This is a genomic window from Corynebacterium sp. MSK008 (assembly GCF_030232585.1).
GTDB lineage: Bacteria > Actinomycetota > Actinomycetes > Mycobacteriales > Mycobacteriaceae > Corynebacterium.
Genome location: NZ_JASPJX010000014.1, coordinates 25507 through 42533, shown reverse-complemented (window position 1 = coordinate 42533; position 17027 = coordinate 25507). Strand labels below are relative to the sequence as shown.

Sequence of the window (17027 nt, the reverse complement as noted above, 5' to 3'; positions counted from 1 at the left end):
GACGCGACTGACCTGTCAAGGATCACGACGCCTTCCGCAGGCACACCCCGTCAAATATGTCGTGACTTCAGACACTGCTGGGGGCGCAAATTGCTGCACTCAATATCGTGGGTAAATAGCCCACTGCAATAAGTAGACAATAACCATGGGCGCCCCGCAGAGAGTGGCAATCACGTAGATGGTCCTGACCGTATTGGCGGAGGTGCCGTATGTTTCAGCTACTCCAGCACAGACCCCTGCTATGAGCTTGCCCTCCTCGACTCGGTGCCATTTTTCTCGCTGGGACATCATGCACATCCATACCCAAATGCCGAAAGACCGCTATTGCCGCTTGCCACGTTAGTCTGGCAACACCCCGGTCGTGGCCAGTTCAACCGTTAGAACCACCCGCCGGGGGCGTTTTTGCCTGGTCAGGGCGGTTTTTTGGCGTGGGGTCCCGCTCACGGCGCCGAATGTTCGAAAACTCGGGTTCCAATGTCGGAGCTGGTGCTTATGCTGCAGCCGCAAAAGTTCACCACAGTTGCACAACAACCATCTCGCACGCTAGCGTTGACCTCGGACGCACTACGGTGCTCCACTTCCGAGGCTCGTGCGAAAGCGCGAGCTTTCGTGCATTTAAGGGGAAAAATGTACATCGGCTATTTCGACGAGTTCGGCCACAATGGCGCCTATATTTCGCGACACGACCCAAGCTATAAAACCCACCCTGTATTCGGGATAGGCGGGTTCATCATCCCTGCCCACAACGTGCGTCAGCTGTCAGGAACGTTCCGGCACATCAAGGAGTCCGGCCTCAAAGCCGAAATCGACGCGAAGGTCATAGCTAAAGGTAAGCGTGTCGAGGAATGGGAAAAGAAAGGCGCAGCTCTTCTCACCACCCAAAACGTGCAGCGATACACGGAGGTGCGCTGGATGATCAACCGCCTCCTCCGCAAACTCGAAGACCTCGACGCCAAGATTGTTTTCTACGGGCAAGAGAAGCCGCGCGGTTCAAATGAAATGACCGGCGAAAACGAGTCGTCGAGATACGACCACGCGATGAAACAACTCATCCAGCGCGTCAACTGGTCACTTCCCAAACACGAACGGCACCTTCTGATCCTTGACAAGCAAGGCCCCAAGGAGCGGATGGAAATTTTCGCGGCTTGCGCAGCATTCATGTTTTCCCATCAGGATGCCGACAAGCTCCTCGAACCTCCGCTGGAGGTGGAAAGCCACCTGTACCAAACAGTGCAGTGCGCTGACTGGATCTGCGCGATTCTTGGACGCATTGCCAGCTTCAAATACGATCCCGATTTCGAAGAGTTCCAATGGGCAGTGAAGTACTTCGGCAACCGTCTCGCTCCAGCCTGCAGCCCCTACAGCAAGATCCGTGCGGCCGGTTCAGGCAAGGACGTCTACCCGAATCATCTAGGCAGCTTTCGCAAATGTTTTTCTGCCGATGAGATCCCCGCAAGCGGCCTCGAAAACTGAAAGCCAAGTTCAACCGTTAGAACCACCTGCCTGCCGGGTTCGAATCCTACTGGGGGCGCTTTTGCCTGGTCAAGGGTTTTCCGTCGGCGCTTTTTCGATCGCGCCTACAGTGGGGCGCACACTCTTACATAAAGGAGGCCCAAACCATGGTTGAAGAAAAGAACTCCCCCATCAACGAAGACAGCATCGAGAACCTGTCCGACCCGGATGCTGACTCGTCCGTGCAAGAAACAGGCGAGGACAACGACCTTGAAAGCGATGGCGCGAACTAAGCCCGTCCCCCGGCAACTACCGGCCCCCGCTTTCGCAGCGGCGGGCCGGTTTTCTTTGCGCCAACTGGCCCGACAGGAAGAGATTTTGCACAAACCAACCACGCCAAAATCTGACCTGGGGTTATGGAGACCGAAATCGGCTGAACTGTCGATTCGTGCAAAAGCACTTCACCCATCCACTACATTTGGAACACCCATCCCACAGTGTGATACGTTCCGAATCATTCAATGAGACATAAATCTCGCACAGTGAAACGGAAGGCCGGGCGATGACAACCAGCGTCGAACACCACCCAACAGAACCAGCAGGGCCAGAGCGCACAGGCCCCGCCCCAACAGGCTCCACACCGGCAACCACCACAGCCGCGCTCCGGGAGACCACCCCGGAGGAGCGCCGCCGCGTCCGACTCGCCTCCACCATCGGCACGACGATCGAGTTCTACGACTTCTACGCGTACGCCACCGCCGCCGTGGCCGTGTTTCCGTTCCTGTTCTTCCCCAAGTCGGAATCCAGCACGGTTGCGCTGCTGTCCTCGTTTGCCACGTTCGGATTGGCGTTCATCGCCCGCCCGCTCGGCTCGGTGCTGTTCGGCCACTTCGGCGACAAGGTCGGCCGCAAGGCCACCCTGGTCGGCGCGCTGCTGACCATGGGCATCGCCACCTTCATCATCGGTCTTTTGCCCACCTACGCGCAGGCCGGCATCTGGGCGCCGGCGCTGCTGGCCCTAATGCGCTTCTGCCAGGGCCTGGGCCTCGGCGGCGAGTGGTCCGGCGCGGCCCTGCTGTCCACAGAAACAGCTGCTAAGGGACGCCGCGCGTGGGCCGGCATGTGGCCGCAGCTGGGCGCTCCGTTCGGTTTCCTGCTGGCCAACGGCCTGTTCCTGATCCTGGTCACGGTCCTGGGCCACACGTCCGGCGACTTCGAAGGCGCGTTCATGGCGTGGGGCTGGCGCATCCCGTTCCTGCTGTCCATCGTGATGGTCATCATCGGTCTGTGGGTGCGCCTGCAGGTGGAGGAAACCCCGGTGTTCCAGCAGGTGGAGCAAAACGACCAGAAGGCCGCGTCCCCGCTGGCCGAAGTGTTCAAGACCGCCTGGAAGCCGCTGATCCAGGGCACGTTCATCATGGTCGGCTGCTACACGCTGTTCTACATCGTGACCACCTGGTTCCTGTCCTACGGCATCGGCTCCGCCGAGGAGGGCGTGGGCCTGGGCATCGAGTACCCGACCTTCCTCAAGCTGCAGCTGGTGTGCATCTTCGGCTTCATCCTGGGCATCCCGGTCTCGGCGCACCTGGCGGACACGTACGGACGACGCCCGACGCTGGGCCTGACGTCCGTGGCGATCATCGTCTACGGGCTGTGCTTCAAGTGGCTACTCAACCCGGAGACGTTCACGATGGTCTCCCTGGGCATCTTCCTGTTCATCGGCATGATCCTGATGGGCTTCATCTTCGGCCCGATGTCCGCGATCCTGCCGGAGCTGTTCCCCTCCAACGTGCGCTACACCGGCTCGGGCATCGCCTACAACGTCTCCTCCATCCTGGGCGCTGCGATCGCCCCATTCATCGCCACGGCACTGAACGCCCAGTACGGCCCGAAGGCGGTGGGCTACTACCTGGTGGTCGTCACCGCGATCTCCCTGGTGGCTATCCTCTCCGCGCATGAGACCAAGGACCAGGAGATGCACGAGATCTAGCGCATCCCAACCACCCCGAGGGCGGCTCCAGCCGCCCTCTACTTTTGCCCGCCGTCCTAGATCCAGCTACAAGGACCCAGCTATTCGCCCCCTGGGGCCGATTAGCTGGGTCTTAGTAGCTGGATCCGCGGGATGGGCGTCGGAACCCTTGCTTTCCACTCCGGAAAGTGCCACACTTGCGGATATGGAAAACAACGCACCGCAGCCCAAGCCGCAGCAAACGCAGATCTCCCAAGAAGAAGCCCGCGCCGCCCTCGAGCAGATCGACGGGATCGAGCACGAATCGCAGCGCAAACACACGCCGGCGTGGGCTTACGCCATCCTCGGCACCAGTTTCGGCATCACGATCGCCGGCACGATCATCGGCTGGAAGTACTGGTGGGTGCTGTTCCTGCTCCTCGCCGTCGCCTGCATCACACTCGCGATCTGGGACAACAACCGCAACGTGCGCCCGAGCATGAAGCAGCCGCTACAGGAAGACCCGAAGACGAACTGGGCCGCCGCACTTGCTCCAATGCTCGTCTTTCCGCTGACCTGGTTGGTCCCCGAGGGCAGCGTGGTCGGCGGGGTCATCGCCGGCGTAATCACGGCGGTCATATTCACGGCCGTGATGATCCACGAAAGCAGGAACCGATGAGCGCCCCTAAAATTGACCCCGTCATTCACCCCCTGGCGCGGCTGAAGATTTGTGCGGCGCTGTACAGCGCGGGAGCCGTCGAGAAGCAAACGTCCCGGCACGAGATGCGCTTCAGCTCCCTGAAAGATAAGGCGGACCTGTCGGATTCGGCCCTGTCGAAGCAGCTGGCCACGCTGGAGGAGCACGGCTACGTCACGCGTTTCCGCGAGTACGGCTCCACCCGGGCGAAGGACACGGTGTGGGTCACGCTCACCGCAACGGGCGCGCAGGCCTTTAAAAACCACACGGCCGCGTTGCGCGAGATCGCGGGCGGGTAGATTCGTCCCCATGAGTTTTCCCGCACCAGCACCCGGCGCGTTCGCGCTGATCACCGGCGCGAGCCAAGGCATCGGCGAGGCCATCGCGCGCCAGCTCGCCGCTGAGGGCCACAACCTCATCCTTGTCGCAAGGCGCGAGGAGGTGTTGCAAAAGCTTGGCGACGAGCTCTCGCTCGCCCACGGCATCGATGTCGAAATCTTCGCCGCGGACCTGTCCAAGGCGCGCGACGTGGACGCGCTGATCACACACATCAACGACCGCACGGTCTCGATCTGCGTGAACTCCGCAGGCATCGCCAGCTTCGGGCCGTTCATGGCCCAGGACTGGGAGTACGAGACGAACCAGTTCAACCTGAACGCCACGGCGGTGTTCCGCATCACTAAGGCGGTGCTGGACCAGATGGTGCCGCGCGGCGAGGGCGCGCTGTGCAACGTCGGCTCCGCCGCAGGCAACCTGCCGATCCCGAACAACGCCACCTACGTGTTCACCAAGGCCGGCGTGAACCAGTTCACCGAGGCCCTGCACTACGAGCTCAAGGACTCCGGCGTGCACGTGACCCTGCTCGCGCCGGGCCCGGTGCGCGAGGCGTACATCCCGGAGGAAGAGCAGTCCATCGTGGACAAGGTCGTGCCGGATTTCCTGTGGACCACCTACGAGTCCTGCGCCGCCGACACCATCAACGCGATGCGCAAGAACCGCCGCCGCATCGTGCCCGGCCCGCTTTCCAAGGCCATGGACGTGGTGTCCAACTACGCCCCGCGCGGGTTGCTGCCGCCGATCATGGGCAAGTTCTACGCACAGATGGGAGAGGAATAAATGGACATCGCCGCCAAAGACAACCGCATCGTCTGGGTGGACCTGGAGATGACGGGCCTGGACCCTTCCCGCCACGTCATCGTGGAGGTTGCGGCCCTGGTCACGGACGCTGAGCTGAACATTATCGACGAAGGCGTGGACCTGGTCGTGCACGCCACCGACGCCGAGCTCGCCGAGATGGACGACTTTGTCACGCAGATGCACTCCGACAACGGGCTGTTGGACGACATCAAGGCGTCCACGGTCAGCATCGAAGAGGCGGAGGATGCGGTGCTCGCACTCGTGGAGAAGCATTGCGATCCCGCCCACCCCGCACCGCTCGCCGGCAACTCGATCGCCACCGACCGCACGTTCATCAAGGCGCAGATGCCGCGCCTCGACGCCGCGCTGCACTACCGCATGATCGACGTCTCCACGGTCAAGGAGCTTGCGCGCCGCTGGTTCCCCAAGGCGTACTTCAACCAGCCGCAAAAGGGCATGGCGCACCGCGCGCTGGCGGACATCGTTGAGTCCATCCGCGAGCTGGATTACTACCGACGCAGCGTGTTCGTGCCCTCCCCCGGGCCCGACACGGAGGCCGCCGTTGACGCGGCCGCAGGCGCAACCGACGCCTACCAGCCGTTTTTGTGAAAACACGGTGAGGGGCTAAGGTAGATCCCGCTGCAAAAACAGCGATGGTGGCTGTAGTTCAGCTGGTAGAGCACCAGGTTGTGATCCTGGGTGTCGCGGGTTCGAGTCCCGTCAGCCACCCCAAAGTAGAAGGCCTGGCCTGCGAAATGTCGCGGGCCAGGCCTTCGCCGTTGGCACCTGGTTGGCCCCTCTCGTTCGGCCACGGGTATCCCGTTTTCGCAATGTGGCAAATATTTGCCACATTCCAAAAAGCACTCCCCTACTCGTACAGCGGCTCGCCTGACCCGCCGGAGCGCTGCTCCCAGTCGAGGTTCCAGTACCCCAGGCCGTCGTAAGGCGTGAGCGTGCCGCCGCCGGTGTTCTTCACCACCACCGGGTCGCCGCGCTTCACAAAATTCTGGAACCACTGCGCGTTGTCGTAGGAGGCGTTGATGCAACCGTGGGACTGGTTGTAGCTGCCCATCGCGCCGAGCGCCCACGGGGCGGAGTGCACATAGATGCCGGAGTAGGACAGCTGCGTGGCGTAGTCCACGGGGGTGACGTAGCCGCCCGCGTCGAGCCCCAGGCCGAAGGTGCGCGAGTCCATGGTCAGCTTCTCGTGCTCGTCGCCGACCACATACACGCCGTTCGGGGTGTCGTACTGGCCGTCGGTGCCCAGCGAGATCGGAAACTCCTTGACCAGCTCGTCGCCCGAGTACACGCGCAACATCTTGTCGGCGTTGTCCACCACGGCCTCCACCTTGTCGCCGATGGTGAAGTTGGTCTCGTTGTCCCCGCCTCCGTAGAGGCCCTTGCCCAGCTTCTCGCCGTAGATGTCCACCTTCACGCTGACTTCGGTGCCGGGCTCCCAGTAGTCCTTGGGGCGCCAGCGCACCTCGTAGGGGTCCAGCCAGAAAAACGCGCCTTCGGTGTCGTTGGAGGTCTCCACATCGATGTGTTCCTCCATCGCCTTGGTGTCGTGGACGGGGCTGTCGAAGCGGATGGTCACGGCCTGCGCGACGCCGACGGTCGCGCCGTCTAGCGGGCCGATGTAGGAATTCACCGTTGCGTCCGGGGTCAAGGTGGTAAACGAGGACACCACCTTCTGGCCTTCCTTGTCGCGCGCCTCCACGGTGTAGGTGCGGCCGTAGCCGAGAGGCTCGGTGACGGACCATTCGGACTTGCCGTCGCCAAACTCGCCCTCGACTTCCTTGCCGGCCTCGTTGGTCATGGTCACGGACGACAGGCCGGCAGCGGCGCTCACCGTAATCGGGTCCAGCGGCGCAACCCCGGTCTCCCCGTTTGCCACGTTGACCTTGGGCGGGCGCGGCGAGGCCTTTTCAGTGGTCTTTTCCACCAGCGAGGCGTCGGAGGTGTGCGCGGCCGGCTCCAGCCTGCCGGTGTCCCCGATGGTGCACGACGTCAGCGTCGCCGCTGCAGCTACCAGCGCACCCACGCGTACCACTCGACGGACCACGGCTTACCCCTCACATCACTGGCGATTACGAATCCCCCATACTCTATCCCCTCACCAGCCAAAGTCCACTATTGTCGCGCGTGTTTTCACCCACATTGCCTATCGACGTTTTCTCGCCCCTGACCAGCCGATTTCACGCTGAGCAGAGTGGGTGCTACAGTTTCTTTTCGTTGCCGAGAGCAACGGAGAAAAACAAAATACGCGCCATTAGCTCAATTGGCAGAGCAACTGACTCTTAATCAGTGGGTTCGGGGTTCGATTCCCTGATGGCGCACAATGTGCGGCGAGGCCAGCAGGAATTCTACCTGTTGGCCTCGTTTCGTTCTATCCTCCCGTCCACGGCGATCCACGTCCAGGTGGTGAGGGTGCGCTGGTGCGCGTGGACGTCGAAAAGCACTCGCTCCCGCGCCCACACCAACCCGATGACGGCGAGCGCGAAAAGCTCAATAGCAATGAACCAGATCCCCTGCACGTAGCCGATCGCCGCCCAGGCGTTAAGCCGCTGGTTTTCCTTCACATCTGTAAGCCTATTTCCGCAGGCCACATCCCATCGGGGAACGGGAATTGAATTTGGCTATTGCACCCGCTGACCGTCCGCTGAGAGTAGGCTGAAGCGCATGAAGACAGCATTAGTGATCGTGGACGTGCAGAACGATTTCTGCCCCGGCGGTGCCCTGGCTACCGCGCGCGGGGATGAAGTGGCGTCCAAAATCGCCGAACTGATCTCCACCGCGGACAGTCGCACCCAGGAGTACGACTGCGTCGTTGCCACCCAGGACTGGCACATCGACCCGGGCGCGCACTTCTCGGAGACGCCGGACTACGTGGACTCGTGGCCGCCGCACTGCGTGGCCGACTCCTACGGCGCGCAAATCCGCGGGCCGGTGAAGACCGAGCTGATCGACCAGTTCTTCAAAAAGGGCCACTACACCGCCGCCTACTCCGGCTTCGAGGGTGTCAACAGCAACGACGAGCTGCTGGCGGACTGGCTGCGCGCGCAGGGTATCTCCCACCTGGACGTCTGCGGCATCGCCACCGACCACTGCGTGCGCGCGACTGTCCTGGACGCGCTCAAGGAAGGCTTCAAGGTCAGGGTGCTGCGGGGCATGTGCTCGCCTGTCGACGACAAGCGCGGCGCCGACGCCCTCCAGGAGATGATCGACGCCGGCGCGGAGCTGGTCTAGCCGGCCTTACGGGGTGTAGCCGAGCAGTTCTTCCATTTCACCCATCTCGGCGGTTTGCACCTCGATCATTTCCTTCGCCATCTCGCGCAGCGGCTCGTACCCGCCGCGGTCCACCTCGTCCTGCGTCATCTTGATCACGTGGTTGTGGTGGAAGTGCATCATCTCTAGAAACGCGGTGCACAGCTCGTCGCCACGCAGCGCCTCGAACTGCTCGAGCTGCTCCGGGTGGAACATCCCATTGGCGATGTGCTTGGAGTGGTGCTCCATGTCCTTCTGAATACCCCACTCGTCAGCCCAGGCACGCATCTGCTCGTTCTCGCGCTCCTGGCCGTCCTTGATGCGTTGCGCGAGGTCGCGGACCTCGGCGTCCTCCACGTCGGATTCCAGCAGCACGTCCGACATGTCGATGGCCTGCTGGTGGTGCGGCACCATCATGCCCAGGAAATGGACGTCGGTGTCGTTGTAGCCTGCCTCCCTGTCGGCGGAGGTTGTGGTCTCCGGGGAGAACGCGGCGCGTATCGACGGCCCCGCGAACGTCAGCACCAGCGCCAGCGCTGCAATCACCGCCACCGCGATCCACAGCGGTTTCTTGCTGGGCCGCATCTCCTCGAGTTCCGGATCGTGCGTGGTCTGCACATGCTCATTCGTCATTGGTATGCCCTTTCATTCAAGATCAGTGTATACAAAACCGCCCAGCTGCGTGGGGCAACTGGGCGGTAAACGCGGCTACGCGTGCTGCTTCTAACGGTTCGCGAGCAGCTTCTGCAGCTCCTTGAGCTCGCTCTTGCGCTTACGGCCGTTGTACGCCTTGATGCTGACCAGCAAAGCCACACCGGCAACGATGCCGCCGATGACCTTCTGCACGGTCTCGTCCTGCAGCCAGTTAGCGGCCTCGTTCTTGGCGCTGCCAGCGAGGGTCTTCGGGTTGGTACGGTCCGCGAGCTCGTCCAGGGTGCTGGCGAGCTGGTTGCGGGTGCGCTCGAGGTCGCGCTCGATGTCGTGAATGTCTCGTGCCACTTTGGGTAACTCCTACGTCTACATTGACTTTTACAGACTCACGTCTTTTCGTCTCCACAGTAGTGTAAAACGGGGAGACATGACTGAGCCGATTAGATTGGAAAAGGGCGATACAGCCCCCGCTTTCACCCTGAAAAACGACCGGGCCGAAGATGTCTCGCTCGCCGACTTTGCCGGTCAGCGCGTCATCATCTACTTTTACCCCAAGGCCAACACGCCTGGCTGCACCACTGAGGCCTGCGACTTCACCGACAACATGGAGCAGTTCCGAGACGCATCGGTGACCGTGCTGGGCATCAGCCCGGACGCTGAGGACAAGCTAGCGAAGTTCCGCGCCGATCACGATCTCGGTGTCGAGCTGCTCTCCGACCCCTCGAAGGAAACGCTCGAGTCCTACGGCGCGTTCGGTGAGAAGAAGAACTACGGCAAGGTGGTCCAGGGCGTGATCCGCTCCACTTTCCTTGTGAGCGTGGACGATGGCGGCAAGGGCACCGTCGACCAAGCCCAGTACAACGTGAAGGCCACCGGCCACGTTGGCCGTATCCTGCGCGACTGGGATATTTAGGGCTGCCAAGTGCCCATCCGGGCAGCCCGTCGAGAAGCAATGCCCTGCCTGCGCATCTCCAGGCATCGAGCGTGCCTGCTTGAAAGAAAACGCTGACCAGACCTCAAGCTCGGGCGCGACCTGGGGTTTTGTAGGTGTAGCCGGCTTGAGGTCTGGTTTCAGGTTTCCACTCCGCGCGCCCGCCATAGTTTGACTCCGGGCCACACCAGGAAGAAAAACTAGAGACACCATAGGAACGGTGCCTCTAAACAACACATGGTGCGCCCGGAGAGACTTGAACTCTCACGCCATAAGGCACTGGAACCTAAATCCAGCGCGTCTGCCAATTCCGCCACGGGCGCGTCGTCGCAAGATGTTACACCGCGCAGCCTCCCGAGCAATAACCGCCAACGCTACGGCGCATCAAACTTTCGTTTGGCCTTTTCAGGTTGCCGGGTAGACTGACCAGCTGTGAGCGAAGAGAACAAGGCTGTTGAGAGCACCGAAGCGGCGCCCCAACGCGAGCGCGTGCGCGTGCGCTGGTGGCACATCGTGCTGCTCATTGCGGCGGCAGTGACCTGCCTGCTGCTCGCTAACTGGCAGTGGGAGCGCTACCAGTCGGGTTCGGGCACGTTCCAAAACCTGGGCTACGCACTGCAGTGGCCGTGCTTCGCCGCGTTTTTCATCTACGCGTACCGCGCAGGTATGCGCATGGAAAACGAAAAAATCGAGGCCGAAAACGCAGGCCTGACCATGGACGACCTCTACGAGGCCGACCTTGCTAAGTACGGCGAGGTAAAGGAACCCACGGAAATCGACGAGGACTTCCTGCCGTCACGCCCTGAGCTGGACGTGAAGGAATACAACAAGCTTGTGGCTCCCCGCCGTAGGACGAACACTGAAGGTAAAGGTGAATCAGCATGACGCAGCCCACCCCGCAGACCCAGCCCGCGCGCATCCACCCGGAGCGTCAGCGCCGCGTGAAACAAGCCCTGCAGTTTTTCACCGTCACCGCGTGGATCACCGGTGTGCTGCTACTCCTGCTGGTCGCACGCATGATCATGCAGTACGGCTTCGACATGAACGTCGATTACCTCTCCTGGGTAGCCCGCGTGCACGGCTTCGCGTTCGTGGCCTTTCTGATGGCGTCGCTGAACCTCGGCTCGAAGGCCCGCTGGTCCGCGGGCACCTGGATCGCCACCGCCCTATCCGGCGTGGTGCCATTCATGTCCTTCTTTATCGAAGCGAAGCGCCGCGACGAAGTCAAGGAGAAATTCCAGCTTTCCTAAGTACAAAACAAAACCCGGCAGGGAAAACCTGCCGGGTTTTGCGCTGTCGGAGCCGGTTTACTTTTCGCCGGTCTTGGTCAGCACCATCACGCCAACCTTTTCTGCCTGGTCGTTCTGCGGGCTCAAGGTCAGGGTGTCGCCGCTGCGCTCGGCGTCGTACTCAAGATCCTGGTGGGTCAGCGGATCCTCGAGCTTGAACTCCTTGTCGTCGCGAAGGCAGTTGGCCTCGTTGGTTTCACCGTCGGTCTCGGTCATCTGCCAGTCGCAGTCCTTGCCGTCGATAGTGATGGTGGCGTGGCCGCCGCCTTTGCCTTCCTGGGTCGCGGTGATGTCGCCGGTCCATTCGCCGTCGAAATCACCCTTCTGACCGCAACCGGTCAGCAGCGCGCCGGACGCGAGAACAGTTCCTGCAAGTGCAATCGTTTTCTTCATAGGCCCACTGTAACGAATTGCGTCACTTCAGCGCGGCGATGTGCGGGGCCAGCGCGCGTAGCGCCTTGCCGCGATGGGAGCGCGCGTTCTTCTCTTCGGCGGAAAGCTCGGCGGACGAACGGCCGTCGGCGTCGGCAGGTGCAAACAGCGGGTCGTAGCCGAAGCCGTTCTCGCCGCGGGGTTCGCGCAGCAGCTCGCCTTCCCAGCGGCCCTCGGCGGTGAACTCCTGCCCGTCCGGTGCAGCCAGGGCGCAGCAGGACACGAACGCGGCGGCGCGCTCGTTGATGTCCGCCATCTGGGCGAGCAGCAGGTCGTTGTTGGCCTGGTCGTCGCCGTGGTTGCCGGACCAGCGTGCGGATAGGATGCCGGGCATGCCGTTGAGCGCTTGCACGGTCAGGCCGGAGTCGTCGGCCACACACGGCAGCCCGGTGGCTTTTGCCCCGGCGCGGGCTTTGAGCAGGGCGTTGTCCACGAAGGTGAGGCCGTCTTCGACGGGGTCGGGGTACGATGGAGCGTCGTGAAGCGAAACAAGCTCCACCCCATCGATGTTGAGCTCGCGCAACACCTGCTCGAGTTCACGCACCTTGCCTTGGTTCCTGGAAGCGACGAGAACTTTTACCATCCCAGCGCCGCCTTCTGCGCTGCGATGAGCTCCTCGCAGCCTTTGGCCGCGACATCCAGCATCTCGCCGAGCTGCTCGCGGCCGAACAGGCCGTGCTCGCCGGTGCCCTGAATCTCCACGAAGTTGCCGCCCTCCTGCATCACCACGTTGAGGTCGACCTCGGCGCGGGAGTCCTCCTCGTAGGGCAGGTCCAGGCACACGTGGCCGTCGATAATGCCGGCGGAGACAGCGGCGATGGGCTTGAGCAGCGGCTCACCCGGGACCACGCCGCGCTCTTTCAGCACCGCAATGGCGTCCGCGAGCGCGACATACGCGCCGGTGATGGAGGCGGTGCGGGTGCCGCCGTCGGCCTGCAGCACATCGCAGTCGAGCTGGATGGTGTTCTCGCCGAGCTGGCTCAGATCCACAGCTGCGCGAAGGGAGCGGCCCACCAGGCGCGAGATCTCGTGGGTGCGGCCCTTGACCTTGCCCTTCATGGACTCGCGCGGCATGCGCTCGTGGGTGGCGGACGGGAGCATGGCGTACTCGGCGGTGAGCCAGCCCTCGCCGGAATCCTTCTTAAAACGCGGCACGCCCTCCTCTACCGAGGCGGTGCACATGACGCGGGTGTTGCCGAACTCCACGAGCACACTGCCCGCCGGGTTGGAAGTGAAACCGCGGGTGATGCGCACAGGGCGCAGTTGGTCAAAGGCACGGCCGTCCAGGCGCGAAAAATCAGTCATGCGTCCAAGCGTAACGCAGTTCGGCAATGTCGATTCGTCGGACTTCTACACCCAAGGCGTTTGATTGATCACGTTCGGAGGGCACCCATGTAGCTCCCCGAATTTTTGAAAACCGGCCCTGGACTGACTACCTGAAGTAGACGAGCGGAACCGGTCATTGTGCTGGTTAAGTTAACACATTAAGTTGCCCTCACTGCCATTGCGCGTAACGCAGGCGCCTAAGGCTCGAAGGTGGCGCCGGCTTTGCCCAGGATGATTTCCCCATCAAACTCGGTGCGGGCGGCCGCGAGAACCTCCTCCGGGTCGGTCCACGGCTGGATGTGCACCAGCACCAAGGTCTTCACCCCTGCTTCGCGGGCAATGCGTCCTGCTTCCTTGCCGGACAGGTGCATGCCCTCCGCCTTACCCTCGGAGGTTGCGCCCCAGGCGGCTTCGCAGAGGAAGTAGTCGGCGTTGCGGGCGGCGTCGATAAGCGTTGGCGTGTACCCGGAGTCGCCGGAGAAGGTGATCACCTTGCCGACGGCGTCCTCGATGCGCAGCGCGTGCGATTCTTGTGCCGGGTGGACTACATCGAACGGCGTGATGGTCAGGCCGCTGAGCTGCTCCGGCTGCCCGGTGCGCCAGGTAGTGAACTCGAAGGTGTCGGTAAAGTCGTCCTGCTCCCCCGGCGCGTCCGCGCTCATGCGGCCCAGGTGCTCCGGGGCGTACGAGGGGCCGATCAGCCGGTGGCGCTGCGCAGCTGGTGCTGTGGGGTGGTAGCGGCGCCAGACCAAAAGCGACGGGAAGTCCGAGCAGTGGTCAGCGTGAAGATGGCTGAAGATGACGTGCGCCGCAGACGGGTCGAACCGCTCCTGCATGGCGGCGAGCGCTCCCGGACCGAAGTCCATCACCACATCCGTTTCACCAGGCACGGAGATGACGTAGGAGGAAGCTGGGTTACCGGGCGCGGCCAGGCTCCCGGAGCACCCGAGGATGGTCAACTGCATGGACATACTCTGCCATGAATGGCGCACATTTTCCTAGTGAATCCTTAAATCGCGGCCTACGGCATGCACCGGCGGGGCGAGGAAGCGCCGGGCGAGCGCGTCAAAAGTGTCGGGGTCGCCGGTGGATTCGAAGATGTGGGTGGGGGCGGCAGTGCCGTCGTTAAGCATGTCGCCCTCGGTGAGCACCCGGAGCACGTCTTTCGATGTCTCCTCGGCCGATGAGACGAGCGCGACCTCGTCGCCGATGGCCAGCTGGATCACGCCGGAGAGCAGCGGGTAGTGGGTGCAGCCGAGCACAAGCGTATCCACGTCCGCGTCGCGCAGCGGCGCCAAATAGCGCCGGGCCACCTCGAGGACTTCCTTGCCGGAGGTCTTGCCCTGCTCCACAAACGGCACGAACTCCGGGCAGGCCTGGGCGGTGACTTCAAGGCCCGGGTGGATGGAAAACAGGTCCTGGTACGCGCCGGATTTCACCGTGCCTTCGGTGCCGATCACGCCGATTTTCTTATTGCGCGTGGTGGCGATCGCGCGGCGCACTGCGGGCTGAATCACCTCGATGACGGGGATGTCGTATCGCTCGCGGGCGTCGTGAAGGAAGGCAGCGGTGGCGGTGTTGCAGGCGATGACCAGCATCTTGCAGCCACGCTCCACCAGCTCGTCGGCGATGCGCTGCGAGTGCGCGCGCACGTCCGCGATCGGCTGCGGGCCGTAGGGGCCATGGGCGGTGTCACCGATGTAGATCAGGGATTCGCCCGGCAGCTGGTCCATCACCGCGCGGGCGACAGTCAGGCCGCCCACTCCGGAATCGAAAAGTCCGATCGGTGCTGAGTTTGGGTTGCCGGCGAAAGTATCCACGCCGGCAATCCTATCGCTGGCCAGGATTCTGCAATGAACGCGCTTTAGCCTCGCGCTTTGCCACCAACGCCGGCGGGTCGTCGGAGGTGATCACCATGCCGGCGACCAGGCCGCCAATCGCGCCGAACAGGTGCGCCTGCCAGCTCACACCCTCAGTGCCCGGCAGCAGCCCGAAGATCAGGCCGGAGTAGAAGAAGCCGAGGATAAGCCCGGTGATGATCTGGCTGATGGAGCGGTTGAAAAAGCCGCGGATGATCAGATACGCCAGCCAGCCGTACACCAGCCCGGAGGCGCCGATGTGGTTCGTGCCCACACCGCCGAGCAGCCAGGTGCCTAAGCCACCGATGATCACCACGAACGTGGTGACCTCCCAGAACACGCGCTTGCCCGAGTAGCCCACCAAGAACGCGAAGATCGCGCCCGGAATCGAGTTGGAGATGATGTGCTCGAAGTTCGCGTGGAGCAGCGGCGAGGTGAAAATGAACGGCAGGGAGGACACGTCCAACGGGTGGATGCCAAACGCCTGCAGCCACGGGAACACCAGCTCCAGGATGAACACAACCCAGATGGTGGCGAGGAATCCGCCGGCGAGTTTCATGCCCGTTTTGCGCTGCGCCTTACGCTTCGACACTCGCTGGGTCCCGGGGGTTTGGTTGTACTGGGGTTGGCCGAACTGGCCCTGCTGTTGCGGGGTCGCGTACGGGTTGTACGGCTGCGCGGGCTCGCCAAACGCCGGCTGCTGCCGTTCCGGATGCGAGAACGGTCGCTGGAACGGCTTGCCGTAGCCCGGCTGCCCGGTCTGGCCGTAGCCCCAGCCCTCGGGGGTGTGGTTGTGTTCGCTCATCGTGGTTGGAGTCTAGCGGGTTCGCCGAATCAAGGCCGAGCGGTGGTTGGACGGCAACTGGGCCGTGGCGCCGGGACCTTGTTTCCGCCAGACCCCTATTAAGCGATCCAGAGTATGCCCTGTTTTGGGCCATACTCTGGATCGCTTAATAGGGGTCTGTGGTGGGGAGGCAGAATCCCGGGAGTCTGCGGCGGGGGTTGCTAAACAGCTGGCGGCGGGGAGACCGGCCGAAAGCCCGGGGTCTGCTGCGGCGTTCGTGGGAGGGCCCACGGTGGCGGACCGGAGGTCGTCGTCAAGCTGCGGGCGAAACAGCTAGCCCATGAGGGCTTCGAGGAGCGAGTCCTGGCAGAACGCGAGCCAGTCGATGAGGCGCTGGCGGTCCTCGCGCGCGGCCTCGCTGCCGGAGTCGTCCGCGGAGGCGTAGAGGCGCATGTCGTTGAGCGCGGCGATGAACTGGTGGGCCTCGTCCTCCTCGATGGTCACCTCGACGCCGCCGGTGGGGCCGAGCGCGGTGTTGACCACCTGCAGGTTGATCAGCTTGGCCTTGATGATGTCGTTTTCATGCAGGCTGCGGAGCAGGCCGTTGTCGCCGTCGAACTCCTCGTCGCCCTCGCGCTCGAAGTTGGGCAAAAGGCGCGCCAGGCGCGGGTCCTCGGGTGCCTCGGTGTGGCCGGTGGCGACGCCGAGCATCTCCGCAAACTCGTCCTTCGGCGCGGACTGGGCGCGCGCGATCAGAGCCTCGGACACGGTGGCGGTGAGGTCGCCGATGACCTCGCGCTCCATCGGGTCAAAAACGGTGGTGTACTTCGGCGTCGAGCGCATCAGGCCCTTCTTCTTACGCCACGGCTGCATCGATTCTCCCCTACCCTGCCTGCTGCATCGTGGCCCACAGGCCCGCGGTGTGCAGCTTCTTCACGTCGGTTTCCACCTTGTCCTTCTCACCCGAGGAGACCACGGCCTTGCCCTCGGTGTGGACCTGCATCATCAGCTCTTGGGCGCGCTTGCGGTCGTAGCCCAGCACGGTCTGGAACACGTAGGTGACGTAGCTCATCAGGTTGACCGGGTCGTCCCACACGATGCACAGCCACGGCAGGTTCTCGCTCGTGGCCACGTCCACGTCGATGGCCTCGTCCAACTCCGGGGTTGCCAGCGGCGAACCCATGCGCTCCGCGCGACTGGCCGCAGGAAAATCGGCTGAGGAAAACATGTGCACCACCTTACCTTCTCGTACCA

Annotated in this window: 24 protein-coding genes and 3 tRNA genes; 13 read left to right on the top strand and 14 right to left on the bottom strand. The window is 62.9% G+C overall.

Annotation, left to right across the window (positions count from 1 at the left end; translation table 11 throughout):
• Positions 1-99 precede the first annotated feature (99 nt).
• Positions 100-288 carry a PspC domain-containing protein gene (locus QP996_RS10945; RefSeq protein WP_284872637.1) on the bottom strand — a complete coding sequence of 63 codons (189 nt, stop codon included), beginning with the start codon at positions 286-288 and terminating at the stop codon, positions 100-102.
• 339 nt (positions 289-627) lie between these two features.
• Here QP996_RS10945 and QP996_RS10940 point away from each other — a divergent pair, with 339 nt between their 5' ends.
• The 8 genes from QP996_RS10940 to QP996_RS10905 all read left to right on the top strand — a co-directional run bounded on the left by QP996_RS10940 (position 628) and on the right by QP996_RS10905 (position 5966).
• A complete protein-coding gene (locus tag QP996_RS10940) occupies positions 628-1473 on the top strand; it encodes a DUF3800 domain-containing protein (protein WP_284872636.1) in 846 nt (281 codons plus the stop codon).
• Positions 1474-1619: 146 nt separating this feature from the next.
• Complete coding sequence (locus tag QP996_RS10935; RefSeq protein WP_284872635.1) at positions 1620-1745, top strand: hypothetical protein; 126 nt, start codon at positions 1620-1622, stop codon at positions 1743-1745.
• 269 nt (positions 1746-2014) lie between these two features.
• On the top strand, positions 2015-3442 hold the full coding sequence (locus QP996_RS10930; RefSeq protein ID WP_284872634.1) for an MFS transporter: 1428 nt from the start codon (positions 2015-2017) through the stop codon (positions 3440-3442).
• Positions 3443-3626: 184 nt separating this feature from the next.
• Positions 3627-4079: a hypothetical protein gene (locus QP996_RS10925; RefSeq protein ID WP_284872632.1), complete on the top strand. Its 453-nt coding sequence runs from the start codon at positions 3627-3629 to the stop codon at positions 4077-4079.
• Positions 4076-4396, top strand: coding sequence for a transcriptional regulator (locus QP996_RS10920; protein ID WP_284872631.1), 321 nt, complete (start codon positions 4076-4078; stop codon positions 4394-4396). Before QP996_RS10925 ends, QP996_RS10920 begins: the two co-directional genes overlap by 4 nt.
• Positions 4397-4406: 10 nt before the next feature.
• On the top strand, positions 4407-5213 hold the full coding sequence (gene cmrA, locus QP996_RS10915; protein WP_284872630.1) for a mycolate reductase: 807 nt from the start codon (positions 4407-4409) through the stop codon (positions 5211-5213).
• A complete protein-coding gene (orn, locus tag QP996_RS10910; RefSeq protein ID WP_284872628.1) occupies positions 5214-5843 on the top strand; it encodes an oligoribonuclease in 630 nt (209 codons plus the stop codon).
• Between the two features lie 47 nt (positions 5844-5890).
• Positions 5891-5966: transfer RNA gene (locus QP996_RS10905), tRNA-His, on the top strand.
• A gap of 136 nt (positions 5967-6102) precedes the next feature.
• Here the strand turns inward: QP996_RS10905 and QP996_RS10900 are convergent.
• Positions 6103-7299: a L,D-transpeptidase gene (locus QP996_RS10900; protein ID WP_284872627.1), complete on the bottom strand. Its 1197-nt coding sequence runs from the start codon at positions 7297-7299 to the stop codon at positions 6103-6105.
• A 201-nt stretch (positions 7300-7500) separates the two neighbouring features.
• Between QP996_RS10900 and QP996_RS10895 the strand changes: the two genes are divergently transcribed.
• A tRNA-Lys gene (locus tag QP996_RS10895) sits at positions 7501-7573 on the top strand.
• Between the two features lie 27 nt (positions 7574-7600).
• On the opposite strand, the gene QP996_RS10890 is transcribed toward QP996_RS10895, so the two are convergent.
• Positions 7601-7816, bottom strand: coding sequence for a hypothetical protein (locus tag QP996_RS10890; protein ID WP_284872626.1), 216 nt, complete (start codon positions 7814-7816; stop codon positions 7601-7603).
• 100 nt (positions 7817-7916) lie between these two features.
• Between QP996_RS10890 and QP996_RS10885 the strand changes: the two genes are divergently transcribed.
• Complete coding sequence (locus tag QP996_RS10885; RefSeq protein WP_284872625.1) at positions 7917-8483, top strand: isochorismatase family protein; 567 nt, start codon at positions 7917-7919, stop codon at positions 8481-8483.
• A gap of 6 nt (positions 8484-8489) precedes the next feature.
• Here the strand turns inward: QP996_RS10885 and QP996_RS10880 are convergent, their stop codons facing one another.
• Both QP996_RS10880 and QP996_RS10875 read right to left on the bottom strand, forming a co-directional pair.
• Positions 8490-9134 (bottom strand): DUF305 domain-containing protein, encoded by a 645-nt coding sequence (locus tag QP996_RS10880; protein ID WP_284872624.1) that lies wholly within the window; start codon positions 9132-9134, stop codon positions 8490-8492.
• 90 nt (positions 9135-9224) lie between these two features.
• A complete protein-coding gene (locus tag QP996_RS10875) occupies positions 9225-9500 on the bottom strand; it encodes a DUF3618 domain-containing protein (protein ID WP_284872623.1) in 276 nt (91 codons plus the stop codon).
• 79 nt (positions 9501-9579) lie between these two features.
• Between QP996_RS10875 and bcp the strand changes: the two genes are divergently transcribed.
• Positions 9580-10065 (top strand): thioredoxin-dependent thiol peroxidase, encoded by a 486-nt coding sequence (bcp, locus tag QP996_RS10870; protein WP_284872621.1) that lies wholly within the window; start codon positions 9580-9582, stop codon positions 10063-10065.
• Positions 10066-10321: 256 nt separating this feature from the next.
• On the opposite strand, the gene QP996_RS10865 is transcribed toward bcp, so the two are convergent.
• Positions 10322-10406: transfer RNA gene (locus tag QP996_RS10865), tRNA-Leu, on the bottom strand.
• A 109-nt stretch (positions 10407-10515) separates the two neighbouring features.
• Between QP996_RS10865 and QP996_RS10860 the strand changes: the two genes are divergently transcribed.
• Both QP996_RS10860 and QP996_RS10855 read left to right on the top strand, forming a co-directional pair.
• Entirely contained in the window at positions 10516-10968 is a 453-nt protein-coding gene (locus QP996_RS10860; RefSeq protein ID WP_284872620.1) for a hypothetical protein, read from the top strand.
• A complete protein-coding gene (locus tag QP996_RS10855) occupies positions 10965-11333 on the top strand; it encodes a DUF3817 domain-containing protein (protein ID WP_284872619.1) in 369 nt (122 codons plus the stop codon). Before QP996_RS10860 ends, QP996_RS10855 begins: the two co-directional genes overlap by 4 nt.
• Before the next feature lie 57 nt (positions 11334-11390).
• On the opposite strand, the gene lptM is transcribed toward QP996_RS10855, so the two are convergent.
• From lptM to clpS, 8 genes are all read right to left on the bottom strand, one after another.
• Positions 11391-11765, bottom strand: coding sequence for an LPS translocon maturation chaperone LptM (gene lptM / locus QP996_RS10850; protein WP_284872618.1), 375 nt, complete (start codon positions 11763-11765; stop codon positions 11391-11393).
• 22 nt (positions 11766-11787) lie between these two features.
• Positions 11788-12387 carry an RdgB/HAM1 family non-canonical purine NTP pyrophosphatase gene (gene rdgB / locus QP996_RS10845; protein ID WP_284872617.1) on the bottom strand — a complete coding sequence of 200 codons (600 nt, stop codon included), beginning with the start codon at positions 12385-12387 and terminating at the stop codon, positions 11788-11790.
• On the bottom strand, positions 12381-13109 hold the full coding sequence (gene rph / locus QP996_RS10840; RefSeq protein ID WP_181888987.1) for a ribonuclease PH: 729 nt from the start codon (positions 13107-13109) through the stop codon (positions 12381-12383). The genes rdgB and rph overlap by 7 nt, the downstream gene beginning before the upstream one ends.
• Before the next feature lie 218 nt (positions 13110-13327).
• On the bottom strand, positions 13328-14095 hold the full coding sequence (locus QP996_RS10835) for an MBL fold metallo-hydrolase (RefSeq protein ID WP_284872616.1): 768 nt from the start codon (positions 14093-14095) through the stop codon (positions 13328-13330).
• 33 nt (positions 14096-14128) lie between these two features.
• A complete protein-coding gene (gene murI / locus QP996_RS10830) occupies positions 14129-14950 on the bottom strand; it encodes a glutamate racemase (RefSeq protein ID WP_284872614.1) in 822 nt (273 codons plus the stop codon).
• A gap of 10 nt (positions 14951-14960) precedes the next feature.
• Complete coding sequence (locus tag QP996_RS10825; RefSeq protein WP_502870233.1) at positions 14961-15794, bottom strand: rhomboid family intramembrane serine protease; 834 nt, start codon at positions 15792-15794, stop codon at positions 14961-14963.
• Between the two features lie 312 nt (positions 15795-16106).
• On the bottom strand, positions 16107-16646 hold the full coding sequence (locus tag QP996_RS10820; RefSeq protein WP_269511319.1) for a DUF2017 domain-containing protein: 540 nt from the start codon (positions 16644-16646) through the stop codon (positions 16107-16109).
• A 10-nt stretch (positions 16647-16656) separates the two neighbouring features.
• Complete coding sequence (gene clpS / locus QP996_RS10815) at positions 16657-16956, bottom strand: ATP-dependent Clp protease adapter ClpS (RefSeq protein ID WP_070475837.1); 300 nt, start codon at positions 16954-16956, stop codon at positions 16657-16659.
• Positions 16957-17027: the final 71 nt, after the last annotated feature.

Coding starts and splice junctions, on each gene's coding strand:
- QP996_RS10945 (WP_284872637.1), bottom strand. CDS start 288: ATGTCCCAGCGAGAAAAATGGCACCGAGTCGAGGAGGGCAAGCTCATA.
- QP996_RS10940 (WP_284872636.1), top strand. CDS start 628: ATGTACATCGGCTATTTCGACGAGTTCGGCCACAATGGCGCCTATATT.
- QP996_RS10935 (WP_284872635.1), top strand. CDS start 1,620: ATGGTTGAAGAAAAGAACTCCCCCATCAACGAAGACAGCATCGAGAAC.
- QP996_RS10930 (WP_284872634.1), top strand. CDS start 2,015: ATGACAACCAGCGTCGAACACCACCCAACAGAACCAGCAGGGCCAGAG.
- QP996_RS10925 (WP_284872632.1), top strand. CDS start 3,627: ATGGAAAACAACGCACCGCAGCCCAAGCCGCAGCAAACGCAGATCTCC.
- QP996_RS10920 (WP_284872631.1), top strand. CDS start 4,076: ATGAGCGCCCCTAAAATTGACCCCGTCATTCACCCCCTGGCGCGGCTG.
- cmrA (WP_284872630.1), top strand. CDS start 4,407: ATGAGTTTTCCCGCACCAGCACCCGGCGCGTTCGCGCTGATCACCGGC.
- orn (WP_284872628.1), top strand. CDS start 5,214: ATGGACATCGCCGCCAAAGACAACCGCATCGTCTGGGTGGACCTGGAG.
- QP996_RS10885 (WP_284872625.1), top strand. CDS start 7,917: ATGAAGACAGCATTAGTGATCGTGGACGTGCAGAACGATTTCTGCCCC.
- QP996_RS10880 (WP_284872624.1), bottom strand. CDS start 9,134: ATGACGAATGAGCATGTGCAGACCACGCACGATCCGGAACTCGAGGAG.
- bcp (WP_284872621.1), top strand. CDS start 9,580: ATGACTGAGCCGATTAGATTGGAAAAGGGCGATACAGCCCCCGCTTTC.
- QP996_RS10855 (WP_284872619.1), top strand. CDS start 10,965: ATGACGCAGCCCACCCCGCAGACCCAGCCCGCGCGCATCCACCCGGAG.
- lptM (WP_284872618.1), bottom strand. CDS start 11,765: ATGAAGAAAACGATTGCACTTGCAGGAACTGTTCTCGCGTCCGGCGCG.
- rdgB (WP_284872617.1), bottom strand. CDS start 12,387: ATGGTAAAAGTTCTCGTCGCTTCCAGGAACCAAGGCAAGGTGCGTGAA.
- rph (WP_181888987.1), bottom strand. CDS start 13,109: ATGACTGATTTTTCGCGCCTGGACGGCCGTGCCTTTGACCAACTGCGC.
- QP996_RS10835 (WP_284872616.1), bottom strand. CDS start 14,095: ATGCAGTTGACCATCCTCGGGTGCTCCGGGAGCCTGGCCGCGCCCGGT.
- QP996_RS10825 (WP_502870233.1), bottom strand. CDS start 15,794: ATGAGCGAACACAACCACACCCCCGAGGGCTGGGGCTACGGCCAGACC.
- QP996_RS10820 (WP_269511319.1), bottom strand. CDS start 16,646: ATGCAGCCGTGGCGTAAGAAGAAGGGCCTGATGCGCTCGACGCCGAAG.
- clpS (WP_070475837.1), bottom strand. CDS start 16,956: ATGGGTTCGCCGCTGGCAACCCCGGAGTTGGACGAGGCCATCGACGTG.